15 protein-coding genes and 1 tRNA gene are annotated in these 24,656 nt (G+C 66.4%); 6 read left to right on the top strand and 10 right to left on the bottom strand.

The window, feature by feature from the left end; genetic code table 11:
- Positions 1-135 precede the first annotated feature (135 nt).
- Positions 136-2,553, top strand: coding sequence for a penicillin acylase family protein (locus ISF28_RS21710; protein WP_198119261.1), 2,418 nt, complete (start codon positions 136-138; stop codon positions 2,551-2,553).
- A gap of 17 nt (positions 2,554-2,570) precedes the next feature.
- Here ISF28_RS21710 and ISF28_RS21705 read toward each other — a convergent pair whose 3' ends face one another.
- The 4 genes from ISF28_RS21705 to ISF28_RS21690 form a co-directional block, all read right to left on the bottom strand.
- Entirely contained in the window at positions 2,571-4,733 is a 2,163-nt protein-coding gene (locus tag ISF28_RS21705; protein ID WP_198119260.1) for a putative bifunctional diguanylate cyclase/phosphodiesterase, read from the bottom strand.
- A 1-nt stretch (position 4,734) separates the two neighbouring features.
- On the bottom strand, positions 4,735-7,572 hold the full coding sequence (locus tag ISF28_RS21700) for a hybrid sensor histidine kinase/response regulator (RefSeq protein ID WP_198119259.1): 2,838 nt from the start codon (positions 7,570-7,572) through the stop codon (positions 4,735-4,737).
- Positions 7,573-7,765: 193 nt separating this feature from the next.
- Positions 7,766-7,963 (bottom strand): YbdD/YjiX family protein, encoded by a 198-nt coding sequence (locus ISF28_RS21695; RefSeq protein WP_198119258.1) that lies wholly within the window; start codon positions 7,961-7,963, stop codon positions 7,766-7,768.
- Complete coding sequence (locus ISF28_RS21690) at positions 7,963-10,038, bottom strand: carbon starvation CstA family protein (RefSeq protein ID WP_198119257.1); 2,076 nt, start codon at positions 10,036-10,038, stop codon at positions 7,963-7,965. Before ISF28_RS21690 ends, ISF28_RS21695 begins: the two co-directional genes overlap by 1 nt.
- A gap of 212 nt (positions 10,039-10,250) precedes the next feature.
- Here ISF28_RS21690 and ISF28_RS21685 point away from each other — a divergent pair, with 212 nt between their 5' ends.
- From ISF28_RS21685 to ISF28_RS21665, 5 genes are all read left to right on the top strand, one after another.
- Positions 10,251-11,612 (top strand): cache domain-containing protein, encoded by a 1,362-nt coding sequence (locus tag ISF28_RS21685; protein WP_198119256.1) that lies wholly within the window; start codon positions 10,251-10,253, stop codon positions 11,610-11,612.
- Positions 11,609-12,247, top strand: a complete 639-nt coding sequence (locus ISF28_RS21680; RefSeq protein WP_198119255.1) for a response regulator — start codon at positions 11,609-11,611, stop codon at positions 12,245-12,247. The genes ISF28_RS21685 and ISF28_RS21680 overlap by 4 nt, the downstream gene beginning before the upstream one ends.
- A 171-nt stretch (positions 12,248-12,418) precedes the next feature.
- Entirely contained in the window at positions 12,419-13,507 is a 1,089-nt protein-coding gene (locus ISF28_RS21675) for an EAL and HDOD domain-containing protein (protein WP_229519265.1), read from the top strand.
- Complete coding sequence (locus ISF28_RS21670) at positions 13,500-15,587, top strand: putative bifunctional diguanylate cyclase/phosphodiesterase (RefSeq protein ID WP_198119253.1); 2,088 nt, start codon at positions 13,500-13,502, stop codon at positions 15,585-15,587. The genes ISF28_RS21675 and ISF28_RS21670 overlap by 8 nt, the downstream gene beginning before the upstream one ends.
- Before the next feature lie 70 nt (positions 15,588-15,657).
- Positions 15,658-15,747, top strand: a tRNA-Ser gene (locus ISF28_RS21665).
- 416 nt (positions 15,748-16,163) lie between these two features.
- On the opposite strand, the gene ISF28_RS21660 is transcribed toward ISF28_RS21665, so the two are convergent.
- From ISF28_RS21660 to ISF28_RS21635, 6 genes are all read right to left on the bottom strand, one after another.
- A complete protein-coding gene (locus tag ISF28_RS21660) occupies positions 16,164-16,925 on the bottom strand; it encodes a hypothetical protein (RefSeq protein ID WP_198119252.1) in 762 nt (253 codons plus the stop codon).
- Positions 16,926-17,590: 665 nt separating this feature from the next.
- Complete coding sequence (locus ISF28_RS21655; protein WP_198119251.1) at positions 17,591-17,992, bottom strand: STY0301 family protein; 402 nt, start codon at positions 17,990-17,992, stop codon at positions 17,591-17,593.
- The gene (locus ISF28_RS21650; RefSeq protein WP_198119250.1) at positions 17,989-18,417 is read right to left on the bottom strand and encodes a BPSL0067 family protein; all 429 of its coding nucleotides are present in this window, start codon (positions 18,415-18,417) and stop codon (positions 17,989-17,991) included. The genes ISF28_RS21655 and ISF28_RS21650 overlap by 4 nt, the downstream gene beginning before the upstream one ends.
- A 464-nt stretch (positions 18,418-18,881) precedes the next feature.
- Positions 18,882-19,967: an AI-2E family transporter gene (locus ISF28_RS21645; RefSeq protein WP_198119249.1), complete on the bottom strand. Its 1,086-nt coding sequence runs from the start codon at positions 19,965-19,967 to the stop codon at positions 18,882-18,884.
- 84 nt (positions 19,968-20,051) lie between these two features.
- A complete protein-coding gene (locus ISF28_RS21640; RefSeq protein ID WP_198119248.1) occupies positions 20,052-21,359 on the bottom strand; it encodes a mechanosensitive ion channel family protein in 1,308 nt (435 codons plus the stop codon).
- 90 nt (positions 21,360-21,449) lie between these two features.
- Positions 21,450-24,371, bottom strand: coding sequence for a ligand-binding sensor domain-containing diguanylate cyclase (locus ISF28_RS21635; RefSeq protein WP_198119247.1), 2,922 nt, complete (start codon positions 24,369-24,371; stop codon positions 21,450-21,452).
- Positions 24,372-24,656 lie beyond the last annotated feature (285 nt).

Here is a 24,656-nt window from a genome sequence, read left to right as displayed (position 1 = left end):
GCTTAGAAGACTGGAGCCTCCGACCATCAAGCTCGCTCAATCGCGTGGAGGGAACTACCTTTGAGATGAAATGTCCGCACTCGCCCGGACGTGGAATTTCTGGCAAGATGCATATTTTGCTGAGGGAAGGGCGGCATGGGACAACGTGGATGGTGGAAGTGGGGGCGGCGGATCGCGGTCGGGATCGTCGTGCTGTCGGTACTCGTCGCCGGCGGCGGCTGGATGACCTTGCGCGCCAGCCTGCCCGAACTCGACGGCGCACGCCACTCTCCGCTGCTGTCGGCGCCCGTGACGGTGGAGCGCGACGCGAACGGCGTGCCGTCGATCAGCGGTTCCAGCCGGCTCGACGTCGCCTACGCGACCGGGTTCGTGCACGGCCAGGAGCGTTTCTTCCAGATGGACCTGCTGCGCCGCAGCGCGGCCGGCGAACTGGCCGAGCTGTTCGGACCCAAGGCATTGCCGCTCGACCGCGCGCACCGGCTGCACCGCTTCCGCGCCCGCGCCGACCAGGTCCTGCAGCGCATGACGCCGGCCGAGCGCGCGCTGCTGGACCGCTATGCCGCCGGCGTCAACGACGGCGTGAACGCGCTCCTTGCGCGGCCGTTCGAGTACCTGCTGAGCGGCACGGCGCCGCGGCCGTGGACGCCCGCCGATTCGCTGCTCGCGGTGTGGGCCATGTACTTCGATTTGCAGGGCAACCAGGAGCCGCGCGAGTTGGCGCGGGGCTGGCTGGCGGCGCACCTGGACCCCGCCCAGCTGGCGTTCCTGCTGCCGGAAGCGAGCCGGTGGGATACGCCGCTGGACGCGCCCGCCGTCGCGCTGGCGCCCGCCCCGATCCCGTCCACGGCGCCGGCCTGGTGGGGCCGCAAGGAGGCCGTGCCCGCGCGCCAGGTGGCGGGCATCGCGTTCACGGACGCCGTCGGCAGTAACAACTACGCCATCGCCGGGACGCGCACCGCGAGCGGCGGCGCCATCGTTTCGGACGACATGCACCTGGGCCTGCAACTGCCGAACACGTGGTATCGCCTGGCGCTGCGCTTTCCCGACGCGCACGGGCAGCCGCGCCGCGTCGTCGGCGTGAGCCTGCCGGGGACGCCGCCGGCCGTCATCGTCGGCAGCAACGGCCATGTCGCGTGGGCCTTCACGAACAGTTATGCGGACACGCTGGACCTCGTCCGCCTCGGCACCGACGCGGCGCACCCGGGCCAGGTGCGCCTGCCTTCCGGCTGGGAGACCCCCGTGGCGCACGACGAGGTGCTGCTCGTGAAAGGCGCGCCGGCGCAGTCGATGACGGTGCGCGAGACGAGCCTCGGCCCCATCCGCACGGTCGAGGGGACGATGTATGCGGTGCATTGGGTCGCCCATTCGCCCGACGCGCTGAACCTGAACCACCTGAAGCTGGAGTCGTCGACGAATCTCGCCGAGGCGCTGGCCGCGGCGGCATCCGACGGCATCCCGGCGCAGAACATCGTCCTCGGCGACGACCGCGGCGGCATCGCCTGGACCATCGGCGGCGCGCTGCCGAATCGGATGCAGGGCGATCGTACGCAAGGGGGGCGGGCGGTGTCGTTCCCCCTCGCGTTCGACGGCGCCGTGCCGACGTGGGACGGGTTGCTCGCGGCCGACCAGCATCCGCGCGTCGTGAATCCGGCCGGCGGCCAGCTCGTCACCGCGAACAGCCGCCAGCTGGCCGGCGACGGGGCGCAGGCGATCGGCGACGGCGGCTTCGATCTCGGGGCGCGCGTGAATCAGTTGAGCGGGGACGTGCGCCGGTTGGGGACGAAGGCGACCGTGGCGGACGCGTTCCAGGCGTCGCTCGACGACCGCGCGCCGTTCATCGCGTCCTGGCGCGACCGCGCGCTGGCCGCGCTGGACGCCCGTGCGCTCGACCGGCACCCGCAGCGCGCGGAATTCCGCCGCCTGCTGGAACGCAGCTGGGACGGCCGCGCGAGCACGACGTCCGTCGGCTACCGCCTGGCGCGCGGGTTCATGTGGTCGCTGCACGACTTGTTGTTCGGCGGCCTGGACGCGGAACTGGCGAAGCTCGACCCGAAGGCCAGCATCGTCGTCGCGACGTCGCGCTGGCCGGAGGTCGTCGCGCGCCTGCTGGACGAGCGCCCGGCCGCGTGGCTGCCGTCCGGCTACGCCAGCTGGCAGGACCTGGAACTGGCCGCCGTCGACCGCGCCATCGCCGACCTCACGGAGGACGGCACGCCGCTCGCGCAGGCGACCTGGGGCCGGCGCAACACGGCGGCGATCGCGCATCCGTTCACGATCGCCGTGCCGGCGCTGCGCCGCTGGCTCAGCGTCCCGCCCGACCAGTTGCCGGGCGACGCCAACATGCCGCGCGTGGCCGGCCCGAAGTTCGGGCAGTCGGAACGCCTGACGGTCGTGCCGGGGCGCGAGGAAGAGGGATTGTTCGACATGCCGGGCGGGCAGAGCGGACACCCGCTGTCGCCGTACTTCCTCAAGGGGCACGAGGACTGGGTGCACGCGAAGCCGACGCCGCTGTTGCCGGGACCGCCCGTGCATACGCTCACGTTCAGCCGCTGATGTTCGTCCGCTGACGTTCAGCGCGCGGTGACCGGCACCCACAACTGCTGCAGCATGCCGGTGACCGCGTCCGCCGGCGCCGGCCGGCCGAGGTAGAAGCCCTGCACGAGATCGCAGCCGTATTCTTCGAGCAGCACCAGCTGCTCGCCCGTCTCGACGCCTTCCGCCACCACGACCATCTTCAGTCCGTGCGCCATCGCGATGATGGCGCGCGTGATCGCGGCGTTTTCGGAATCCTGCGGCAGGCCGCTGATGAAGCTGCGGTCGATCTTCAGGGCGCGCACGTCGAAGCGCTTCAGGTAGTTCATCGACGAATACCCGGTGCCGAAATCGTCGATCGACAGGTACACGCCGATGCCGCGCAACTGTTCCAGCGTCGCCAGGGTCGCCTTGGCGTCGTCCATCAGCGTGCCTTCCGTCAGTTCCAGCTCGAGCAGGCGCGGGTCGAGGCCCGTGTCGTGCAGGGCGGACAGCACGATCTGCGACAGGTTCTCGTCCTTGAACTGCTTGGCCGACAGGTTCACCGCCATGCGCACCGGCCGGTGCGTCAGCTTTTGCCAGTGGCGCGCCTGGTTGCATGCCGTGCGCAGCACCCATTCGCCGATCGGCACGATCAGGCCCGTCTCCTCGGCCAGCGGGATGAACTCGTTGGGCGAGACGACGCCGCGCTCCGCATGGCGCCAGCGCACGAGGGCTTCCACGCCGACGATCTCGGACGAGCGCACGTCGAGCTGCGGTTGATACAGCAGGTACAGCTCGTCGTTCTGCAGGGCGCGGCGCAAGCCCACTTCCAGCTTCACGTGGCTCATGATCTGCATCGTCAGCGACGACGAGTACAGCTTGGCGTTGTTCTTGCCGCAGTTCTTCGCGTGGTACATCGCGGTGTCGGCGTACTTGAGCAGCGACGTGCAGTCGTCGCCGTCCTCGGGGAACAGCGAGATGCCGATGCTGGCCGTCACGAAGATCTCGTTGCCCTCGATGAGGAAGGGGCGGCGCATGGCATCCTTCACGCGGTGCGCCACGTTGAGGGCGTGTTCGACCCGTTCCAGGTCGGGAATCAGGATGGTAAATTCGTCGCCGCCCAGGCGCGCCAGGTTCGTGCCGGCGCTCCCGGCCGCGTCCGCGCGCGGCAGGAGGTCGCCGCGCGACAGCAGGTCGTTCGGGCGGATCGTCTCGCGCAGGCGGTCCGACACTTGCCGCAACAACTGGTCGCCCACGTCGTGGCCGAGGGTGTCGTTGATGCGCTTGAAGGCGTCCAGGTCCATGAACAGCACGGCGAACTTGGTGTTGCCGATCTTGGAGCGCTGCAGCTCGCGCTCCAGCATCTCGAGGAAGGCCTGGCGGTTCGGGATGCCGGTCAGGCTGTCGCAATAGGCGAGGTGCCGGATCTGTTCTTCCGCGCGCTTGCGTTCGCTGATGTCGCGCACGAGGCCCAGTACTTCGTTCGGGCCGGTGGCGACGAGACGCGCCTCGAAATGCTGGGCTTCGCCGAAGCGGAGCAATTCGTATTCGACCGAGCGCACCTGCTGCACGTGCAGGGCCATCCCGACCTGTTCGAGCAGGCGCTCGGCGATGTCGCGCGGCAGGACGTCGGTCACGTGGCGGCCGACGATCTGCTCGTCCACGCCGGCGTCGCGCACGCCGCGGCCCGGCCCGTCGCGGCCCGGCTCGTAATCGAGATAGAAGCCGTCGCGCGACATGCGGAAGAACGTGTCGGGGATGGCGGCCAGCACGGCGCGGTTCTGGGCGTCGGCGATGCGCAGGCGGACGATGGCGTCGGACGCGCGCAGCACGTACAGCACGCGGTGGCCGAGGATGGGCCAGTTGATCGGCTTCGACACGAAGTCGGTGGCGCCGGCCTCGTAGGCGTTCGTGACGGCTTCCAGGTCGTCGCCGCCGGTGACCATCACGATGGGGACCGTCGCGCCGTTCGGCAGGTCGCGGATCGCGCGGCAGGCGGCGAAGCCGTCCATCTTCGGCATCTCGACGTCGAGCAGGATCAGGTCGGGCGTGCGCGCGTGCGCGAGGGCCACGGCCTGTGCGCCGTCCTCGGCTTCGATGCCGTCCAGGCCGACGCTGTCCAGCATCTCGAGCATCAGCAGGCGCATCACCGGATCGTCGTCGGCGACCAGCACGACGGCGGGCGACCGGACGCCCTGGCGGGTGGAATGGGCTGGCATGTCAGGTTTCCTTTTCGAGGATGGCGGTGAGCGAATGCCGGACGGCCTGGAACGCCTGCTCCATGTCGGTCAGGATCGCGTCCGCGCCTTCGGTGGTGTCGGCGCGGCCCAGGTGCTCCATCTCCTTGCACAGGGCGGCGAGCGCTTCGGCGCCGACGTTGGCGCTGGCCGATTTGAGCGTGTGCGCGATGCGCCGCACGTTGCCCGTGTCGAGATCGTCGATAGCGGCGCGCAACGTGCGCAGTTGCTGCGGCGTGTCGTCGACGTAGGCCGCGATCACCTTCTGCACGAGGGCGTCGCCGCGCTCGCGCGACAGGGCGCGGATCTTGTCCAGCGCCACGCGGTTGATCACGTCGCGCTGGATCACTTCGACGGATTCGCGCGGCAGCCGCGGCGGCTCGTCGTCGTGGTGCACGGTGGCCGCGAGCGGCAGCGCCATCCAGCGCCCGATCACGGCCGCCAGTTCCTGCTGGCTGAACGGCTTCGACAGGTAATCGTCCATGCCGGCCGCGAGGCAGGCTTCGCGGTCGCCCTGCAGCGCGTTGGCGGTGATGGCGATGATGGGCAGGACGCGGCCGCGGCCCGCCTCGCGTTCCTCGCGCCGGATCGCGGCCGTCGCCGCGAAGCCGTCCATCACGGGCATCTGGCAATCCATCAGCACGGCGTCGTAGGTATTCGCGCGCAAGGCCTGCAGCGCGTCTTCGCCGTTGCGCGCGCAATCGACCTGCAGGTCCAGGCTTTCCAGCATCGCCTTGGCCACTTCGACGTTGACGGGATTGTCCTCGGCCAGCAGCACGCGCCGCGTGCGCGGGCGGCTGGCGTCCAGCTGCAGGGGACGCGGCGGCAGGAAGCGCGGCGCCGGCGCCACCTGGCCGCGCGGCGGCGTCGCCAGGCAGGCGAACAGGTCGGCCGCGCGCGCCGGCTTGATCAACTGGTAGGCGACGCCGGCCTCGCGCCGCTGCACCGGATCGGCCGCCAGCCGTTCGGGACTGAGCAGCACGAGCCGCATGGCGCGCGTGGCGGGGCTGGCCTTGATCTGCGCGGCCAGCAGCAGGCCGCTCGTTTGCGCCAGCTCCATGTCGAGGATCGCGGCGTCGTACGGCCGGCCGGCGCGCGCCGCCTCGTCCAGGCGCTCCAGGGCTTCGTCCGCGCTGTCCGCCGAATCGCATTCGATGCGCCATGTCGCCAGGTGGCGTTCCAGGCCGACGCGGCTCGTCTCGCCTTCGTCGACGATGAGCACGCGCAGGCCGTCGATCGTGTGCTGGTGGTCGCCCGGCGCATCCGGGTCGACGCGGCGCTTGTCGAAGGCGACCGTGAACCAGAACACGGACCCTTGCGTCAGCGCGTTCTCGACGCCGATGGAGCCGCCCATCAGTTCGACGAGCTGCTTGGAGATCGCCAGGCCGAGCCCCGTGCCGCCGTACTTGCGCGTCGTCGAATCGTCGGCCTGCGAGAACGCCTCGAAGATGCGGCTGCGCGCCTCGCGCGAGATGCCGATGCCCGTGTCGTGCACTTCGAAGCGCAGCATCACGGCCTGGTTGTCCTCGCTCGCGATGCGTACCTTGGCGAGGATGCGGCCCTGGTCCGTGAACTTGACCGCGTTGCCGAGCAGGTTGGCCATGATCTGGCGCAGGCGGTTCGGGTCGCCGCAGATCGCCACCGGGATGTCGTTGGCGATGTCGAAGTGGAGCTGGATGTTCTTCGCCTCGGCCTGCGGCGTGTAGACCGTGTGGATGTCGTCCAGCAGGTCCCACAGGTTGAAATTGATGTACTCGACGGTGAGCTTGCCGGCCTCGATCTTGGAAAAGTCGAGGATGTCGTTGATGATCACCAGGAGATGCTCGCCCGATTGCTTGACGAGGCGCGTGTAGTTGCGCTGGGTCTCGGTGAGGTCGGTCCCGAGCAGCATCTCCGTCATGCCCAGCACGCCGTTCATCGGGGTGCGGATCTCGTGGCTCATCGTGGCGAGGAAGGCGCTCTTCGCGCGGCTCGCCGCCTCGGCCGCGTTCTTCGCCTTTTCCAGCTGCTCGGTGCGCACGCTGACCTGGCGTTCCAGTTCGTCGCGGTGGTGCGTGAGCGCGGCGCCGCGGCCTTCGACCTGGGCCAGCATGTTGTTGAAGCTGTCGATCAGCACGCCCAGTTCGTCGCTGCGGTTGTGGGCGATGCGCAGCGTGTAGTTCTGGCTGGCCGAGACTTTCTGGGCCGCGTTGATCAGCTTGCCGATCGGCTCGCCGATGCTGCGCCGCAGCCGGCGCGCCAGCACGAATGCCGTCAGCATCGCGGCGGCCAGCGCGGCGGCCATCACGCCCAGCGCGCGGGCGACGTCCAGCCACATGGGCACGAGGTCGCTCTCGATCATCACGGCGCCGACCGGGGGCAAGGCGTGCCCGTCGGCGTCCTTCGCTGCGCCGAGTGCGCGGTACACGCGCAACAGCGGCAGCCACGGCCGGCTGCCGGCGTAGGCGGCCGCGGCGAGGTCCTCCGGTTCGACGCCGTCCAGCGCTTCGTCCGGTTTGGCGGCGCCGGGGCCGGGCGCATGCCAGGCGGCGAACGGCCGGCCCTTGCGGTCGTACAGCACGGCGGCGCTGACGTGGGGACGGGCTTCCAGCGCCGCCAGCAACTGCGTGGCCAGGCGCCGGTCGTTGAATTGCACGGCGTCGAGGCTGCCCTGCGCGAGCACGGCGGCGAGGGCGTCCAGGTCCTGCCGCTCGGCGCGGCGCTGGCCGGCCACGGTCGCGACGGCGAAGACGACGTAGACGACCAGCAGCGCGCTCGCGGCGGCCTGCAGGCACATCGACGTCAGTTTTCGGTTGAGGCTGGAGCGCTCGAGAGTCAGCATGGGTCGACGGGTCCGGCGGTCGGCGCTGCGAACGAGCCTGTCAGGCAGGCCCACCATGCAAGAAAGCAAATTCTTGCAGGAATTGACTATAGGTGAGGGCTATGACGCGCCGTTTGTGCTGGCGCAAAGCGGCGGGGAAGGAAGGGGCGGGAAATAGGTTTGGTAGGGTGGACGGGAAACCCGTCCACCCTACTCAGCAACAGCCGCCGCGCTTGCCGTTGCCGTAGCGGGCCTGCTGGCGCTCGCGGAAGAACTCCTCGTAGCTCATGATGGGCTGATCCGGATGGGTCTTTTCCATGTGAGCCACATAGGTGTCGTATTCCGGCAGGCCGACCATCAGGCGCATGCTCTGCCCGAGGTAGCGGCCCGCCTGTGCCAGCGCGCCGAACATCACTGCACCTCGGCCATCGGTGCGGCGGGCGCCGGCACGTACGGCGTTTCCTGGGCGCTGGGACGGGCGTCCTTGCGGGCGGCCATCACGGTGCGGATGCCGTACAGCACCACGGCCACGACGACGACCATGAAGAAGCCGCACAAGGTGGCGTCGACGTAGTCGTTGAAGACGACGCGGCTCATCTGGTCGAGCGACTTGGCCGGCGCCAGCACTTGGTCCTGGTCGAGCGCTGCCTGGAATTTATGGGCGTGCGCCACGAAGCCGACCTTGACGTTCGAATCGAAGATCTTGAGCCAGCCGGCCGACAGCGTGCAGATCAGGAGCCAGATGGTCGGCACGATCGACACCCATGCATACTGGCCGCGCTTCATCTTGAACAGCACGACGGTGGCCAGGGTGAGCGCGATACCCGCCAACATCTGGTTGGCGATGCCGAACAGCGGCCACAAGGTATTGATGCCGCCCAGCGGATCGACGACACCCTGGTACAGGAAGTAACCCCAGGCGGCCACGCACAGGCCCGTGGCGATCAGGTTCGCGGGCAGCGAGTCCGTGCGTTTCAGCGACGGGGCGAAGGCGCCCAGCAGGTCCTGCAGCATGAAGCGCCCGGCGCGGGTGCCGGCATCGACGGCGGTGAGGATGAACAGCGCCTCGAACAGGATCGCGAAGTGATACCAGAACGCCATCATCGCCTTGCCGCCGACGACGTTCGACAGGATGTGGGCCATGCCGACGGCCAGCGTCGGGGCGCCGCCGGCGCGCGAGATGATGGAATTCTCGCCCACGTCCTTGGCGATCTGGACGAGCTGGTCCGGCGTGATCACGAAGCCCCAGTTGGAGACGGCGGCGGCGGCCGTTTGCGCGGTGGTGCCGAGCACGGCGGCCGGGCTGTTCATCGCGAAGTAGACGCCCGGGTCGATGGTCGACGCGGCGACGAGGGCCATGATGGCGACGAACGATTCCATCAGCATGCCGCCGTAGCCGATGAAGCGGGCGTGCGATTCGTTCTCGATCATCTTCGGCGTGGTGCCCGACGAGATCAGCGCGTGGAAGCCGGACACGGCGCCGCATGCGATGGTGATGAACAGGAACGGGAACAGCGTACCGGACCAGGCCGGGCCGGTGCCGTCGATGAAGCGGGTGATGGACGGCATCTGCATCATCGGCGCGACGAACACGATGCCCAGCGCGAGTCCGACGATGGTGCCGATCTTGAGGAACGTCGACAGGTAGTCGCGCGGCGCCAGCAGCAGCCACACGGGGATCACGGAGGCCACGAAGCCGTAGCCGATCAGCATCCACGTCAGCTGCTTGCCGGTGAAGTTGAATGCCGCGGCCCAGGTGGCCGAATCGTGCACGTACTGGCCGCCGACGATGGCGCCGATGAGGAGCACGAAGCCGATCAGCGACACCTCGCCGATCCGGCCCACGCGGATGTAGCGCGAGTAGATGCCCATGAACAGCGCGATGGGGATCGTCGCCATCACGGTGAACGCGCCCCACGGCGAGGCGGTCAGTGCCTTCACGACGATCAGCGCCAGCACGGCCAGGATGATCACCATGATCATGAAGGTGCCGAGCAGGGCGATGAGGCCGGGGATCTCGCCCATCTCGGATTTGATCAGGTCGCCGAGCGAGCGGCCGTCGCGGCGCACTGAGATGAACAACACCATGAAATCCTGCACGGCGCCGGCGAACACGACGCCGGCCAGGATCCACAGCATGCCCGGCAGATAGCCCATCTGCGCGGCGAGCACGGGGCCGACCAGCGGGCCGGCGCCGGCGATCGCGGCGAAGTGGTGGCCGAACAGCACGTAGCGGTTGGTCGGCACGTAGTCGAGGCCGTCGTTATACTTGTACGCCGGGGTCTGGCGGCGCGCGTCCAGACCCATCACCTTGTCGGCGATGTACCGGCTGTAGAAGCGGTAGGCGATGAGATAGACACAGACGGCCGCGACGACGACCCAGACCGCATTGATGGATTCGCCGCGCTTGAGGGCGACGTAGGCGAGCGAGACGGCGCCCGCGAGCGACAGCGCAGCCCAGCCGAGCTGGCTTGTAAGACGTTTCATATTGACTCCTCCGTTGGATGCGCTGCCCGACCGGTCGATGCCGGCTTGTACGAGTTGCAGCGTGCCCTCAGTATCTTGCACGGGTCCGTGGCGGACAAGCGCATGATTACGCAGCGCTCTACGTAGTCCTACGTACGGCAATTTCGGCAACCGGCGCCGTCTGATCGGTCGTACAATTTCATGTTACGACTAATTCGCTCGACACGCACGGCATGCAATTACGGCAGAAGGTCATCTTTCTCGCGATCGCCCCCCTGATCGTCGCCCTGTGCGCGATCGCCCTGTTCGTCCGCCAGCAGGCGATCGCGCTGGCGCACGAACAGCACGCGACCATCCAGCAGGCCTACCTGGCCAGCAAGCAGGCGGAGCTCAAGCACTACGTGGACCTGGCCTCGCACTCGATCGCCCACCTGACGGCATCCGGCCGCAGCGACCCGGCCACGCTGGCGGAGGCCAAGCGCGTGCTGCAATCGCTCAGCTTCGGCGACGACGGCTATTTCTTCGTCTACGACATGCACGGGCGTAACCTGATGCACCCGCGCCAGCCCGAGCTGGTCGGACGCGACCTGTGGAACCTGCGCGACCAGTTCGGCACGCCGACCATCCAGAACATCGTGGCCGTCGCCAGGCAGGGCGGGGGACTCGTGCGCTACAACTGGGTCAAGCCGTCGACCAACAAGTCCGGCCCCAAGCTCGGCTACGTCGTCGCGATCCCGCAATGGGGCTGGATCCTGGGCAGCGGCCTGTACCTCGACGACGTGCAGGCCGCGCTCGACCAGGTCGACGCCCAGCAGTCGCGCAACATCGAGACGACGATGTGGTGGATCGCCGGCCTCGCCATCTTCGCCACGCTCGTCATCGGCGGCGCCGGCCTCGCCTTGAACATCAGCGAATCGCGCGTGGCGGACACCAAATTGAAAGCCCTCGCGCAGCGCGTCGTCGATTCGCAGGAACAGGAGCGGGCGCGCCTGTCGCGCGACCTGCACGACGGCATCAGCCAATGGCTCGTGTCGATCAAGCTGCAGATCGAGGCGGGCATCATCCGCCTGGGCGGTACGCCCGACCAGCAACGGCAGGCGCGCGCCAGCTTCGAGCACACGGCGGAAGAGCTCAACAAGGTGCTGGGCGAGGTGCGCCGCATCTCGCACGACCTGCGTCCCGCCTTGCTGGACGACCTCGGCCTCGCGGCCGCGCTCGACCACCTGGCCGAGGAATTCTCGCAGCACAGCGGCACGCCCGTGACATTTGCGGTGACGGGCGACGCCGAGCACCTGCCGCAGACCGTCGGCACGGTGCTGTTCCGCATTGCCCAGGAAGCGCTGACGAACATCGAGCGCCACGCGGGCGCGCGCCACATCGACCTGGCGCTGCACACGGACCGCGGCCGCGTGCTGCTCACCATCGCCGACGACGGCGCCGGCTTCGACGCCGAGGGCGTGGCCACGCACCCGCAGCGGGGCATCGGCCTGCGCAACATGATGGAGAGGCTGGACGCCATCGGCGGCCACCTCGACATCGCATCGTCGGCGGCCGGCACCACCGTGTGCGCGAACGTCGACCTGGAGAACGCATGACGACCGACATCATCCACATCATGCTCGTCGACGACCACCCGCTCGTGCGCGACGGCCTGCGCGCGCGCCTGGAGGCCGTGCCGCATTTCCGCGTGGTGGCCGAGGCGGATTCCGGCGCCGAGGCGCTGGCCCTCGCGGGGCGCGCGCGCATCGACCTCGTCCTGATGGACATCACCATGCGCGACGGCAGCGGCATCGAAGCGACGGCGCGCCTGCACGCGAGCCATCCTGACATTGCCGTGCTGATCCTCTCCATGCACGACAAGCTCGAATACGTCACGCAGGCGATGCAGGCCGGCGCGCGCGGCTACGTGCTCAAGGATGCGCCGGGCAAGGACATCGTGCTCGCCATCGACACCGTCATGGCCGGCGGCATCTACTACAGCGCCGCGCTGGCGCGCCAGCTCGTGCGGCCGGCCGCGCAGGACAACCAGCTCACGTCGCGCGAACAGGAAGTGCTGCGCCACATCGCCAACGGCGAATCGAACAAGCAGATCGCGCGGGCGCTCGACCTGTCCGTGCGCACCGTCGAAACCCACCGCCTGAACATCAAGCGCAAGCTGGGGATCGAGGGGCAGGCCGAGCTGATCAAGTTCGCCGTGCAGCACGGCCGGTTTGGCGCATCCGGGGTGTAAATAAATCTGCAATATCGTATCCCTAAGGAAACAGAAACAGTTGCTTTCCGAAAATGGCTGCTCTACTATTAGCTGGTTACTATCAATGCATAAACGCTAATGGCCAGCGCCCCGTTCCCGGTGGTTGACATACGCTCCGTTGCCAACGCGCAGAACGAGTGGGTCGCTCTTTTGCTTGGCACGCCGGGTGCCGGACTCGACGAAGCCGGCCTGCTCGAGCTGTTCGGCACGCCGGACCTGCTGGCCGCCATCGCGCCGCTCGACTGCATCGTCCTGCTGGACGATACGATCGCCCTCACGCCCCCCGTCCTCGACGTGCTGCCGCCCAACCGCGTGCTGCTGGCCGTGCGCGCCGACGCGCTGGCGGCGGACGGCACGGCGCGCCGCCTGGCGGAGCTGCAGATGGCCGGCTACCGCGTGCTGATCGACGGTCCGCCGCCGGAAGGCGTGGCCGCGCCCGTCGCGCTGCGCACGGTGGCGCGCGACGCCGGCCTGGACCTGCCGCGCGCCGGCGCGCTGCCCGCGCTGTTCGGCCCGCACCTGGCCTATCACGTCGACGACATGGCGCGCTACCGCGCCTGCGAGACCGCCGGCTTTGCCTGGTTCAGCGGCGATTACGGACTGGGCGCCAGCGTGCCGGAAGGCGACGACGGCACGTCGCGCCGCCGCATGCTGACGATGCTCGCGCTGCTCGCGCGCGACGCCGATTCGCGCGAGCTGGAAGCCCAGCTCAAGCAGGACCCGGCCCTGTCCTACCATCTCCTGAAACTGGTGAACTCGGCCGCGTTTTCCGTCGGCACCCAGATCACCAGCTTCGCCCAGGCGATCAGCCGCCTGGGCCGCCGCCAGCTGCAGCGCTGGCTGCAATTGCTGCTGTACGCGCGTCCGCATCCGGACAGCCCGCCGAACCTGATGCTGCCCGCGGCGGCGTTGCGCGGCGCGGCGCTGGAGGCCCTGTGCAAGCGCGACGGCGGCGATCGCGACGAGCAGGATCTCGCGTTCATGACGGGCGTGTTCTCGCTGCTGGACCGCCTGTTCCAGATGCCGATGAAGGAGGTCGTACAGGATTTGAACCTGCCCGAACACGTGGAAGCGGCGCTGCTGTCGCGCGCGGGGCAGCTCGGACAACGATTGCGGCTGGCCGAAGCGGGCCGGCCGGCCCCGGAGACGCTGGAGGAGGCGGGCGTCGACGGGGCCGACTGGTGGCAGAGCCAGTTGCATGCCTATCACTGGGCCATACAGGTAGCTCGCAATGTCTAAGACGCCAGCCGCTGCGCCGATGGATTTCGTGGGCGGCAGCGCTGCCGTCTGCGACGCTGTGTTGAAACTCCGGGGCGATGCCCTGTATGCCGAACTGGGACGCATCGCCGGCGCGTTGCTGGCCAGTCCGCATTGCGCGTTCGTCCCCGAGGGCGTCCTGCACCCGCACATGGTGGAGGGCGCGCTGTTGCAGGAAGTGCGCGCCGACGGCCGGTGCTTCGGCCGCTACGAAGTCGCCGGCCGCGCTTACAGCGTCGACGACTGGCGGACGCTGGAAGGCCTCGCCGGCCTCACCGGCTCGCTGATGCAGGTGCACTCGCTGGCCCAGCGCACCACGCACGCCTTCGCCCAGGTCGAAGCGCAGCTGGCGCACCAGTCGCAGATCCTCGACCAGATCCACGAATCCGTGCTGACGATGGACCGCATGGGCTACATCACCAGCTGGAACAAGGGCGCCGAGCAGCTGTTCGGCTACACGGCGCTGGAAGCCGTCGGCCGCAACATCCTGTTCCTGTACGCCGACGAAGAGCACGATTTCCAGGACGACTTCGCGGAGCAGGGCGGCCGCATGATGGAAGTGCGGCGCCGAAAGAAGTCGGGCGAGGTCTTCTGGGCCAGCCTGTCGCTGTCGCCGCTGTGCGACCTGGAAGACCGCCCGGTCGGCCTGATCGCCTACCTGACCGACATCACCGAACGCAAGCGCGCCGAGGAACGCCTGCATCACCTGGCCTACTACCAGGAGCTGACCGGCCTGCCGAACCGCACGCTGTTCGGCCGCCTCGTCGACCAGGCCTTGATGGTCGCCCAGCGCAACGAGTCGACGGCCTGTGTGCTGTACCTGGACCTGAACCGCTTCAAGCTGATCAACGGCACCTTGGGCCGCCGGGTCGGCGACGACCTGCTGCGCCAGGTGGCCGAACGCCTGCGCAACGCGCTGCGCGACGAAGACGTCGTGGCGCATCTGTCCGGCGACGAATTCGCCGTGGGCCTGTTCGACATCCGCCAGCACTTCGAGGCGACGACGGTCGCGCAAAAGTTGCAGGCCGCGCTGGAAGCGCCGTTCCTCGTGCAGGGCCACGATCTGCGCGTGGGCGCCAGCATCGGCATCGCCGTCTACCCGCAGGACGGCCAGGACGCGGAAACGCTGCTGCGCATGGCCGACATCGCGATGGAGCGCGCCAAGGAGCACGCGGAAAACCCGGACCGCAGCGTCGCCTTCTACCGCCTCGACATGAACGAGGGCATGCAGCAGCGCATGCTGATCGAATCCGGCCTGCGCCACGCGCTGGGCAACGGCGAACTGATTCTGCACTACCAGCCGAAATTCGAGATCGGTTCGACCCGCCTGGTGGGCGCCGAAGCCCTCGTGCGCTGGAAGCATCCGGTGCGGGGCATGGTCCCGCCGATCGAATTCATCCCGCTGGCCGAAAGCACGGGCCTGATCGTGCAGGTGGGCGAGTGGGTGCTGGAACAGGCCTGCGCCCAGGCCGCGATCTGGCAACGGGCCGGCTTGCCGCCGTTCCGCCTGGCCGTGAACGTGTCCGCGCGCGAGTTCACGCCGTCGCTGCCGGGCCGCGTGGCCGAGACCCTGCGCCGCTACCGCCTGGACGCGCACTGGCTCGAACTGGAGATCACGGAAAGCACGCTGATGCACGACATCGAGCACGTGATCGCCATCATGGACCGCATCAGCGCGCTGGGCGTGGCGCTGTCGCTGGACGATTTCGGCACGGGCTATTCGAGCCTGTCGTACCTGAAGCGCTTCCCGATCGACACCCTCAAGATCGACCGCTCGTTCACGACCGGCATCCCGCAGGACCCGAGCGATTGCGCCATCGCGAGCACGATCATCGGCATGGGCCGCAAGCTGGGGCATCGCGTGATCGCGGAAGGCGTGGAGACGCTGGAACAGCTGGAATTCCTGCGCCAGGCCGGGTGCGACGAGGTGCAGGGCTATCTGTACGGGAAGCCGTTTCCGGCGTACGAATTCGAGAAGAGCCTGCGGGAGAACTGGCTGCTGATGGCGAGGGCGGAAGCGGGTGCGCAGGCGTTCGGATCGGTGGTGTGGTCGGTCAAGTAGTCCCGCCCCGTTTGTCCCCGCCCGGTTGCTGCCCGTGGGGCAATGATTTATGTATAATGCCGGTTCCTCAGGAAGCGTGGCCGAGTGGTTGAAGGCAGCAGTCTTGAAAACTGCCGACGGGGGAACCCGTTCGTGAGTTCGAATCTCACCGCTTCCGCCAGGAAATAAAAATGCCGCCCGATGGGCGGCTTTTTTATTTCCTGGCGGAAGCGAGCGAGGCGCCTGCGCGCCTCGCGTGTGAGATTCGAAGGGCATGGCCCTGCAGGGCCATCCCTCCCGAATCGCCCATTTGCTGTCCGCGCAGCGGACAGCGCTGCGCGCCGAGGGCGCGCACTGCAAAGCGCGAACAGCCGAAGGCAGTGGCCCCTGCCGTACCGATGGGAGGCTTTTTTATTTCCTGGCGGGAGCGAGGGAAGCGTCTGCGCGCTTCCCGTGTGAGATTCGAAGGGCTGGGCTTGCAAGCGCAGCCCTTTCCGCATCGCCCATTTGCTGTCCGCTAAGTGTTTGAATCAAAATGTTTTCTTGGCGTGGCTGATGGGGCACGAATCCTCGACAACAGGAATCACAATCCGGTCGTTATCTATTCCGGAGGTCAATCCCGACATTACATCCTGCGACGCCGCCCCCTACGAAACTTGTCCAGTTTTTTCCGTCGAAAGATATCTCAAATTTTTCGTTTTCGGCTCTCAGTGCGATCCCATCAAATTGCATATTTAGTTGCTCAATAATAATTCGGTGTGGCGGCTCCGATTTTATTTTCAAAGCAACTCTTCGCGGACCATTTTTAATAATTATTCTCGGGCCAACACATTCAACATCCCAGTTGTCAGCCCCTGCGGCCCAGACGTTGTCTTTAATCGCTAAAGTTATCTCTCCGGTTTCGTCAGCGAATCGGCCAGAAAGTCGGTATGGCTCTCCGATGTTTTCGGGCGGCCGAATCGATAAAACTGGAAAATCGTTAATCGCTATAAGCGTACAGCAGTCAATGAATTCGTGGCTGGCGACAATGACGGTCATCGATTTTGTGCCAAAGTCGAATGTTTCGCTCGCAAAGCCATCTGACAAGCACTTTGGATGTTTGTTTGCTTCACGAACCGTCTCTACAGATAAGACGCCACGATTACGCTTTTGATTGCATTGCATGCACAGCAATGTTATGCCATTTTCGTCGTGCGTTAGTGCATCTTTAAAATCAGGATCAAAGTGTTCGTAGTCATAAAGTGCCAATCCGCACCTTACGCATCCAAAGCCACATCGCTTTCTTACAATGCGCTTTACCTCTGCTGGGATAGTCCGTCCCAGACCATGCTTGTTTCGTTCGCCCATGATTTTCTGCATGAAATATTTTCATGGCAATATATCATTCTCGTACGAGGCGGGCCAGATCGTTTCGGCAACTATATCCACATAATAACCTACACCAAGGTGGCCCTGGCGTGAAACTGTCGGCCTGCGGATACTGGTTTGTCGTAACCAGCTGATTTTATTGAGTTTGTTAGTGAACTTGAAAACAACCGACGGGGGAGCCCGTTCATCAGTTCAAATCTGACACGGAGGGCGCCTGCGCGCCCTCTATGTGAGATTCGAAGGGCTGCGCTTAAGCCGGATTGAGCGGCGCTCAAACCTCTCCGAATCGCCCGTTTGCTGTCCATGTAGCGGACGGCGCCGCACGCCGAGGGCGCGCACTGCAAAGCGCGACTGGTAGGAAACCACGATCCGTGCCGCGCGCGTGTCCATCGTGTGTTCGAATCAACGAAGGTACGCGTGCTGCCGCGCTGGCGGCGCTCGCCGTGTTGACGCTGGCGCTCACGATCCGAACACTTGGGAGCAATACGCTGTCGGTTCCGAGGCGGCAATGGCGGGATGCAGCCCGTTCGGGGCTCTCATCAAGCCAAAAGGCGGGCAGTGTCATGGCCAATTTCACGTCATCAGGTCCGCCGGCACTGAGCTTGTCGTACGCATCGGCGACGGGCATACGGTGATCCTGCCGGTGACGAGCAATGTCACTTGCACGTTGCTCGCACATCCATCGGATCACGCCCGCCTTCTCGCATCCTCACAATGCAGCTCGTCGCCTTTGAATCCATCTGTTCCCACCACGTGATGGAACCGTCGCCGTAGGAGCAGACGAGCCATTTGCTTTCGCCGGGCTCGAAGCCGTGGTACACGTTCTGGCCGCCCTTCACCTTACGCGGCTCGCCGACCAGCGCCGCCTTGCCATTGATCTCACCCGCATACATGACGGCGCCACGCAGGACTGATTTGGCGACGAATCCCTGTCCCCTGTGCTGATACGGAACTTCGGTCAATGGGGTGTCCTGCCAAGGGTAGAATTTCGGGCACTGGACCACCTGCGCGTGTGCACTTGGCGCGAGGGCCGCCCATAGCAACAATGCACGCTTCATTTCAACACCACGTAGAATTGGTCGGCGTTGTCGCTATCGCGATGTCCAGCGCCCGGCTTGTATGGGTGAAGGCCGTAGGCTCTGATGGGCCTCGCGTGTACGCCGTGTCCGACCCATTGATCCATGACCTCAATCGACGTAGCCCGGCCGCTCGTTACGCCGCGGCTGCCGAACCTGATGAAAAGCGCAGCGTGGAAGCCATGTTTGTTTGGGAACCGTCCGACGCCTTTGTCGTCGAATTCGAAGTTCGCAATTACAGTACCCGGGTTCAGGTAGTGCAGGTCGACCACGCGCGGGCCCGGCCGCCAGGTGCTCGTATGCCCGACATTGGTTAGGCGCTGCACCAGCGCAACACATCCCCCATCGCCAAAGGGCTGATGGCCTTCCAAGGCTTCGACATCGCCGCGATAGATCACTGCTCCCATATGTCCTCCAAGCAAATGAAGGCATCTTCGCAGTGCTGTATTTGATGTAACTTGGTTACGGTCAACAGATCGGCGGCGGCAAATCAAGATCATATAGCTGTTTAGTTTCGTGCGATTATGTTCCGCGTCGTAGCTGGCCTTTGTTTCGTGGAAAGGCTATGCTGGACGACTTGATTGCTGGGTTCAGCAGCCCCGGCATTCGATCCCACCAGGAGCAGCTTGCAGCATGAGTCCACGCATCCACCCGCAAGCCCGAATCACACCGAAGATCCGGCAGATGCTCAAGGACTCAGGTATGTCCGGCCAGCGAAGGTCTTCGCCATCACACGAGCGGCGACTGCGAAATGATCGAGCGGGACGCTTGCGCTCAATCCTCTCCGAACCGCCCATTTGCCGTCCACGCAGTGAACAGCACCGCGCCACGGCCGCGCACTGCACGGTGCGAACGACAATAACCAGCCGCCTCACCCCGACCCTTCCGCCCCAGCCCCATCCTCCCCGCGATTCCCAAGCATATCCTCCACATACCACATCCTGACCATAACCATCGCCGCCGCCGTCAGCGGCGTCGCAAAGATCACGCCAAGAATACCGGCGAGCACGCCAAGCAGCACCTGCATGGTCAACAGCAAAGCCGGCGGCATGTTCAGAATGCGTTTCTGCAGAAACGGCGTCAGGCCATAACTCTCGACCGCCTGGATGGCCGCATACAGCAGCAGCACGTAGAAGACCTTATCCGGACCCGCGACCAGGGCCAGCAGCACGGCGGGAACCACCGAGGCGATCGGGCCGAAATTGGGCACGAACGACAGCAGGGCGGCAATGATGCCGAGGATGATGGCAAGGTCGATATCCAGCAGGTACAAACCGACGGTGGTCAGGATGCCGATGACGGCCATCGCGATCAGCTTGGCGACCAGCCAGCCGTGCAGGGCGGCGCCGGTGCGGGTCAGGACCTCATGGGTGCGGTCGCGGCGCCGCGCGGGTACGAGCAGCAGGGTGCCGCGGATGTACAAGCCCGGGTCGATGGCCAGGAACAGGCCGACGAACAACACGAACGCCACGTTGCCGAGCGCGCCCAGACTGGACGAGAAAAAATTGGCGACGTACTGCGACTGCTTCGTCGCGCCGGGCAGCAGGGCGCGCAGCCGGTCGGCGTTTTCCACGAGGCTCGCGACGCCGTCGAAGCCCATCAGCCGCTGCTTCAATTGCTCGATGGCGCCGGGGAGCCTGTCCGCGAGCTGGGTCGCTTGCGCGCTGACGACGGGGGCCATGGCCCAGATGCCGAGCCCGACGGCCGTCACCAGGAACAGGATCGTCAGCGCCAGCGCATACCGCTCGCCCAGGCCGGTCTTGCGGTGCAACCAGCTTGCGATGCTGTGAAACAGGACGGCCAGCAGGATGCCGCCGAAGACGGCAAGCAAGACCTCGGTGGCGCTGACGACCAGCAGCGCCAGCATCGCGACAGATGCGTACATGCTGGCTCGTATCAACGAGCTGAGGGCAATGGCCTTGCCGTCCAACGGCACCTCCTGCTTGGCTGTCGACATGAACACGACGGCGGCGGCGTGGTCGTGTCGGCAATCATAGACGGCCCGCGCCGGCCGAGGCGCAGCGTTGCTGAATGGAAGATCTCAGGACGGCGAGTCCGGCGGCCCGTGCGCGCCATCGGGATCGTGCCGCGGCAGCAGATCCACTTGGACGACCGAGTCGGGCAGGGGAACGCCGGCGCCGCGCAAGCCGTCGAGGATGGCGACCCGTACCCGTGATGCCGTCAGCACGTAGTCGGAGCGCAGGGAGTCGGTCCAGAACCGGGCTTCCAGCACGAGATGGTCCGGCTCCAGCGACCGCAGGCGCACCGAACTCGGCGGTTCGTCGAGGACGCCTTCGGCCTGTTGCGTTGCTTGGTGGATCGTCTCGAAGGCGAGCGGGAGCGTGACTGAATAGCCCAGATGGACGGCGACCGTGCCGCGCCGTATCGGCGATGCCGTGTTGTTGGTGACGCGGGAGGTGAAGGTTTCGGAATTCGGCACCGAGATCATGCGGCCGTCGTAGGTGCGGATCATGGTCGCGCGCAGCTCGATCCGCTCGACGCTGCCTTCCGTCGGACCGATGACGATCTGGTCGCCGAGCCGGAACGGGCGCAACGTCAGGATCAGCAAGCCGCTGACGAAGTTCGACAGGATGTCCTTGAGCGCGAAACCGAGCGCCAGGCTGGTCAATCCGAGGCCGGTCGCAAGCGCTTCCGGATCGAGTCCGAAGGCGGTCGCCGCCACCAGCATGCCGAGCGCCCACACGGCGTAGTAAGCGATCTGCTTGATCAGGTTTTCGACGGTGAGGTCGGACACGATGCGGCGAAAGATCAGGCGCATGAGCCACCGCACGACAGAGGCGATCAGCCAGAAGACGGCGATCACGAGCGCCGCCGCGATCGCGCGCGGCACCACCACGATCGCCGATTCCAGGATGCTCGCAAACGCGGTCTGGACGCTCGATTGAATGGCGTTGACGAACCTGTCCCAGGTCGACCGTCGCCGCTCCGCCGCCTGCGCCAGCGCCCGTTCGATGACGGATGACCATTGTTCCGACAGTGCGGCAACGGTCATGCCGTGGCCTTCCGCGTCCGTCGGCGTGACGAGGACGACCCGGCGGCCCGCCACGGTGATCTCCTCGCTGCCCGGGGGCGACGCTGCCGGAACCCGGCGCACGAGCAGCGGCGCGGGCAGGCTGTCCAGCGCATTCGTGAGACTTTCCTCGGCGCGTCTTGCCCGCGTCTTGGCGTCTTCGTTGTCCAGCGCGCCCAGGCGGAACAATGCCTGCCCGTCGACCCGGACCGTCGCATACCCTTCCTGGGCCCGTGCCGCGCGCGGGGCGAGCGCGCCCGCGAGGAGCAGGGCCAGCACAACGTAGAGTGAAAGCAGCCGTCCGAAATGATTCAGCATCTGTCGCCGGGTCTCGTTCTCCCGCAGGTCGCGCATGGCGCCATACTAGCAGGACGGTTCCGGCGGCGGCGGACGCAAGCCTTCCTGCGCTTACGACGACGGTTCGGGCGGACCTTCGTCCCGCGCATACTCGACCCGGTTGCGCCCGTTGGTCTTGGCCCGATAAAGCGCAACGTCCGCATCGTGCAGCAGCGACTCCGGCGTCTGCTGCCGCCCAGGCCGCGCGACGGCGACCCCGAAGCTGCTCGTCACGGGAATCGCGGGCCCATCCGGGACCTGGACGGGCGCCGCGGCGATGCTCCGGTGCAGGGCGTCGATACGCGGCTGGCCGCGTTCGGCATCCAGGTTCGGCAACAGCACGATGAATTCCTCGCCGCCGTAACGTCCGACGGCATCGTCGGGCCGCAGGCCGGCTTGCAGGCGCCGCACGACCTCCTTCAGTACGACGTCGCCGGCCAGGTGGCCGTACGTGTCGTTGATGCGCTTGAAGTGGTCCAGGTCGAGCAGGATGACGATGAATGTCTCGCCGGACTTGTCGATGTGCGCGAGTTGCTGGGTGATGCGCTCCGCCATCGCGCCCCGGTTCCACGCCTGGGTCAAGCCGTCTTTCATCGCGCGCAGGCGATGCTCCTCCCGCGACGCCTCCAGCTCGGCCGTGCGGGTGCGCACCAGCTGGTCCAGTTCGCGCTGCCGGCGCAGGACGACGCGCAAGCGCCAGCGAAACGCGGCCCGGGCCGCCGCAACGGCGAGCACGGCGCTCAGCGCGTAGAACCAGGCGCTGCGCCACCAGGGCGGCGTCACCCGGAAAGGCAATGTCAGCAGGTCAGAATCGATTTGCAGCGCGCTGTTTTCCGCGAATGCCTGCAGCACGTAGTCGCCCGGCGGCAGCGCCGAGTAGCGCAGGGCGGGGTTGTCGGTCACCGTCCAATCGTCTTCCAGGCCCTGCAGGCGGTAGCGATAATGCAGTGCGGCCCTGTCGGTGAACGATGGCGAGGCCAGCGTGAAATTCAGCGCGCTGCCGGTCCAGGGCAGAGTCATGCCCGGCACCGGCGGCAGACTCTTCGCGCCGATACCGACGCTTTCCAGGCGCACGGGCAGACGATTCCGGTCGAACAGGTTCGCGGGGTGTTCGATGTGGGACACCCCGTTTGACGTACCCAGCCAGATGGAGGCGTCGCGGCTGTCTTCGTAGATGGCGAACTGGTTCAGGTCATTCCAGACGAGCCCGCTTTCCTGTTCCAGGAAGCGCCAACGCTTGCCGTTCCAGGCCCAGACGCCGGCATCCGTCCCGAGCCACAGCCAGCCGCGGCTGTCGACCAGGATGGATTGGAGCGTGCGCCCGTGCAGGCCCGGCGGCACGTCCGGCACCGGCTTCAGCGCGAGACCGGACGCCTGGCCGGACAAGGCCCCCGTGCGCCAGATGGTGCTGCCATCGCGGTCCGTCAGCCAAAGCTCGTCCGGCTCGCAGGTCATTTCATCGGGCTTGCGCTTGCCCGTCGCGTGCATGGCGACGGCAGTCCATTTGTCGCCGTCGAGGACGGCCAGGCCCGCATCGGACAGGAACCACAACCGGCCGTCCGCGGTACGGCACACGCCGGTAAAGCTGGCGTGCGCCGTACCGATGATGTCTTCCATCTTCCTGTAACGTTCGGGGACGCGTTGGTGCAGCGGATCGGCCAGCAGGTACAGGCCATCGGTCGTCGCCACCCACATCCGTCCCAGCTTGTCGAAGACGATGCGCAGGATCGTGGACAAGCGTGTCACCGTGGCGGTCACGCCCGTCTTCCGGTCGCGCCGCATCAGGTAGGCCGAGAACGTGCCGGCCCAGAGATTGCCGTCCGCATCCTCGGCGAGCGCACTCCACTGTCCGTTCAATTCCTTGCTGTCGACGGCGATCGGCTGGAAACGCCTGCGCGACGGATCGAAGCGGGCGATGCCTCCGCCCGTACCGATCAGCATGCTGCCGTCGCCGCTGCGCAGCATGGACCAGATGTCGCTGCTGGGCAGGCCTTGTTGCCGCGTCCAGTTGCTGAGCAGGCGGTAGCCGCGCCAGTGGGCCAGGCCGCGGCCGGCGAACCCTATCCAGAGATCGCCGTCGCGGTCCACCAGCAGCGCGTTGATGCCGCCATCCGTATCCAGGCCTTCCGCGGGGCCGAACACGGTCCAGGGTGCGCCGGTGCCGCGAAACAGGCCCTCGACGCCGCTTCCCAGCAATCGTCCTTCGCGATCGAGGGCCAGCGGCGTGTAGCTCGGCAGTTGGCGCGACACGGCCAGGTTGCCCGTGCGGTCGACGAAGCGGCTTGCGCCGGGTGCCAGATACGTCAGCTTGTTAATGCTGCGTACCCACAGCTCCCCGCGCGGACCTTCGATCAGTCCGGACCAGTAATCGTTCGGCAGGCCGGCCCGCGCGCCGAACTTCTCCACCTCGTCCCGGCGGATGCGAAACAGCACGTTGCGGTTGCTCTTGCGCGTGGCCAGCCAGATGGTGCCGTCGCGCGTCGCCAGCACGCTGTGCGCGAATGCCAGATCGGGCGTGGCCCGGATCCGGTCGTCGCTGAAGTGCGCCGACGCCGTCCAGCCGCCATGCCGGGCCCGGACATCGTAGAGCTTGTCGTTGCTGATGACCAATAAGGTGCCGTCGGGCAGGAACGAGAGGTTCTTGTCGGTATTGATCGTCGACAGCGCATGGCGTGGATCCAGGCGCACTTCCGTGAAACGGCCGTTTTCCCGCACATACAAGCCGGAATCCGTCCCCGCCCAGATGCGGCCGTCTTTGTCGGAGAGCAGGGCGTTGACCTGTGCCGCCCCGTCGGCGGCAGCGTCAATCTCGACCTGGCGGAATCGATCGCCATCGAATCGGAATAGACCATTCTCGGTGCCGGCCCACAGATACCCGAAACGATCCTGGGCCAGCGCGTTCACCGAAAGATTTTTCAGCCCCTCGGCCTGGCCGTAGTAACGCAGGGGTAATTGCTGGCCGCAGGCCGGGGCGGCAGACAGGATCCAATACAAGAGCCACCAGCAAACCCATCTCCCGCCCAATGTCGTGGGGGCGTGTCGTTTCATAATGCTTGGTAATTCACGAGAAACATGGCCCGATATTGTAAATATAAAGTTTATCAAGAATGTTTTCTGTGTGCAACAAATTCCAATTGCGGTATTTGGCCGCCGGCCGATCAGCCGGGGAACATGGGCCGGAAAATCAGCGTTTCCTGAGGCGCAATCAGGATTGCCCGATATGCCGGCGTCGATATTCGCACCGTTTCGTCTGTTGTCAAAATGAAATACATGCGGTAC

Source organism: Massilia rhizosphaerae, from assembly GCF_016093545.1.
Classification (GTDB): Bacteria; Pseudomonadota; Gammaproteobacteria; order Burkholderiales; family Burkholderiaceae_D; genus Telluria; species Telluria rhizosphaerae.
This window is presented reverse-complemented; position numbering and strand designations above follow the sequence as displayed.

Coding starts and splice junctions, on each gene's coding strand:
- ISF28_RS21710 (WP_198119261.1), top strand. CDS start 136: ATGGGACAACGTGGATGGTGGAAGTGGGGGCGGCGGATCGCGGTCGGG.
- ISF28_RS21705 (WP_198119260.1), bottom strand. CDS start 4,733: ATGCCAGCCCATTCCACCCGCCAGGGCGTCCGGTCGCCCGCCGTCGTG.
- ISF28_RS21700 (WP_198119259.1), bottom strand. CDS start 7,572: ATGCTGACTCTCGAGCGCTCCAGCCTCAACCGAAAACTGACGTCGATG.
- ISF28_RS21695 (WP_198119258.1), bottom strand. CDS start 7,963: ATGTTCGGCGCGCTGGCACAGGCGGGCCGCTACCTCGGGCAGAGCATG.
- ISF28_RS21690 (WP_198119257.1), bottom strand. CDS start 10,038: ATGAAACGTCTTACAAGCCAGCTCGGCTGGGCTGCGCTGTCGCTCGCG.
- ISF28_RS21685 (WP_198119256.1), top strand. CDS start 10,251: ATGCAATTACGGCAGAAGGTCATCTTTCTCGCGATCGCCCCCCTGATC.
- ISF28_RS21680 (WP_198119255.1), top strand. CDS start 11,609: ATGACGACCGACATCATCCACATCATGCTCGTCGACGACCACCCGCTC.
- ISF28_RS21670 (WP_198119253.1), top strand. CDS start 13,500: ATGTCTAAGACGCCAGCCGCTGCGCCGATGGATTTCGTGGGCGGCAGC.
- ISF28_RS21660 (WP_198119252.1), bottom strand. CDS start 16,925: ATGCAGAAAATCATGGGCGAACGAAACAAGCATGGTCTGGGACGGACT.
- ISF28_RS21655 (WP_198119251.1), bottom strand. CDS start 17,992: ATGAAGCGTGCATTGTTGCTATGGGCGGCCCTCGCGCCAAGTGCACAC.
- ISF28_RS21650 (WP_198119250.1), bottom strand. CDS start 18,417: ATGGGAGCAGTGATCTATCGCGGCGATGTCGAAGCCTTGGAAGGCCAT.
- ISF28_RS21645 (WP_198119249.1), bottom strand. CDS start 19,967: ATGTCGACAGCCAAGCAGGAGGTGCCGTTGGACGGCAAGGCCATTGCC.
- ISF28_RS21640 (WP_198119248.1), bottom strand. CDS start 21,359: ATGCTGAATCATTTCGGACGGCTGCTTTCACTCTACGTTGTGCTGGCC.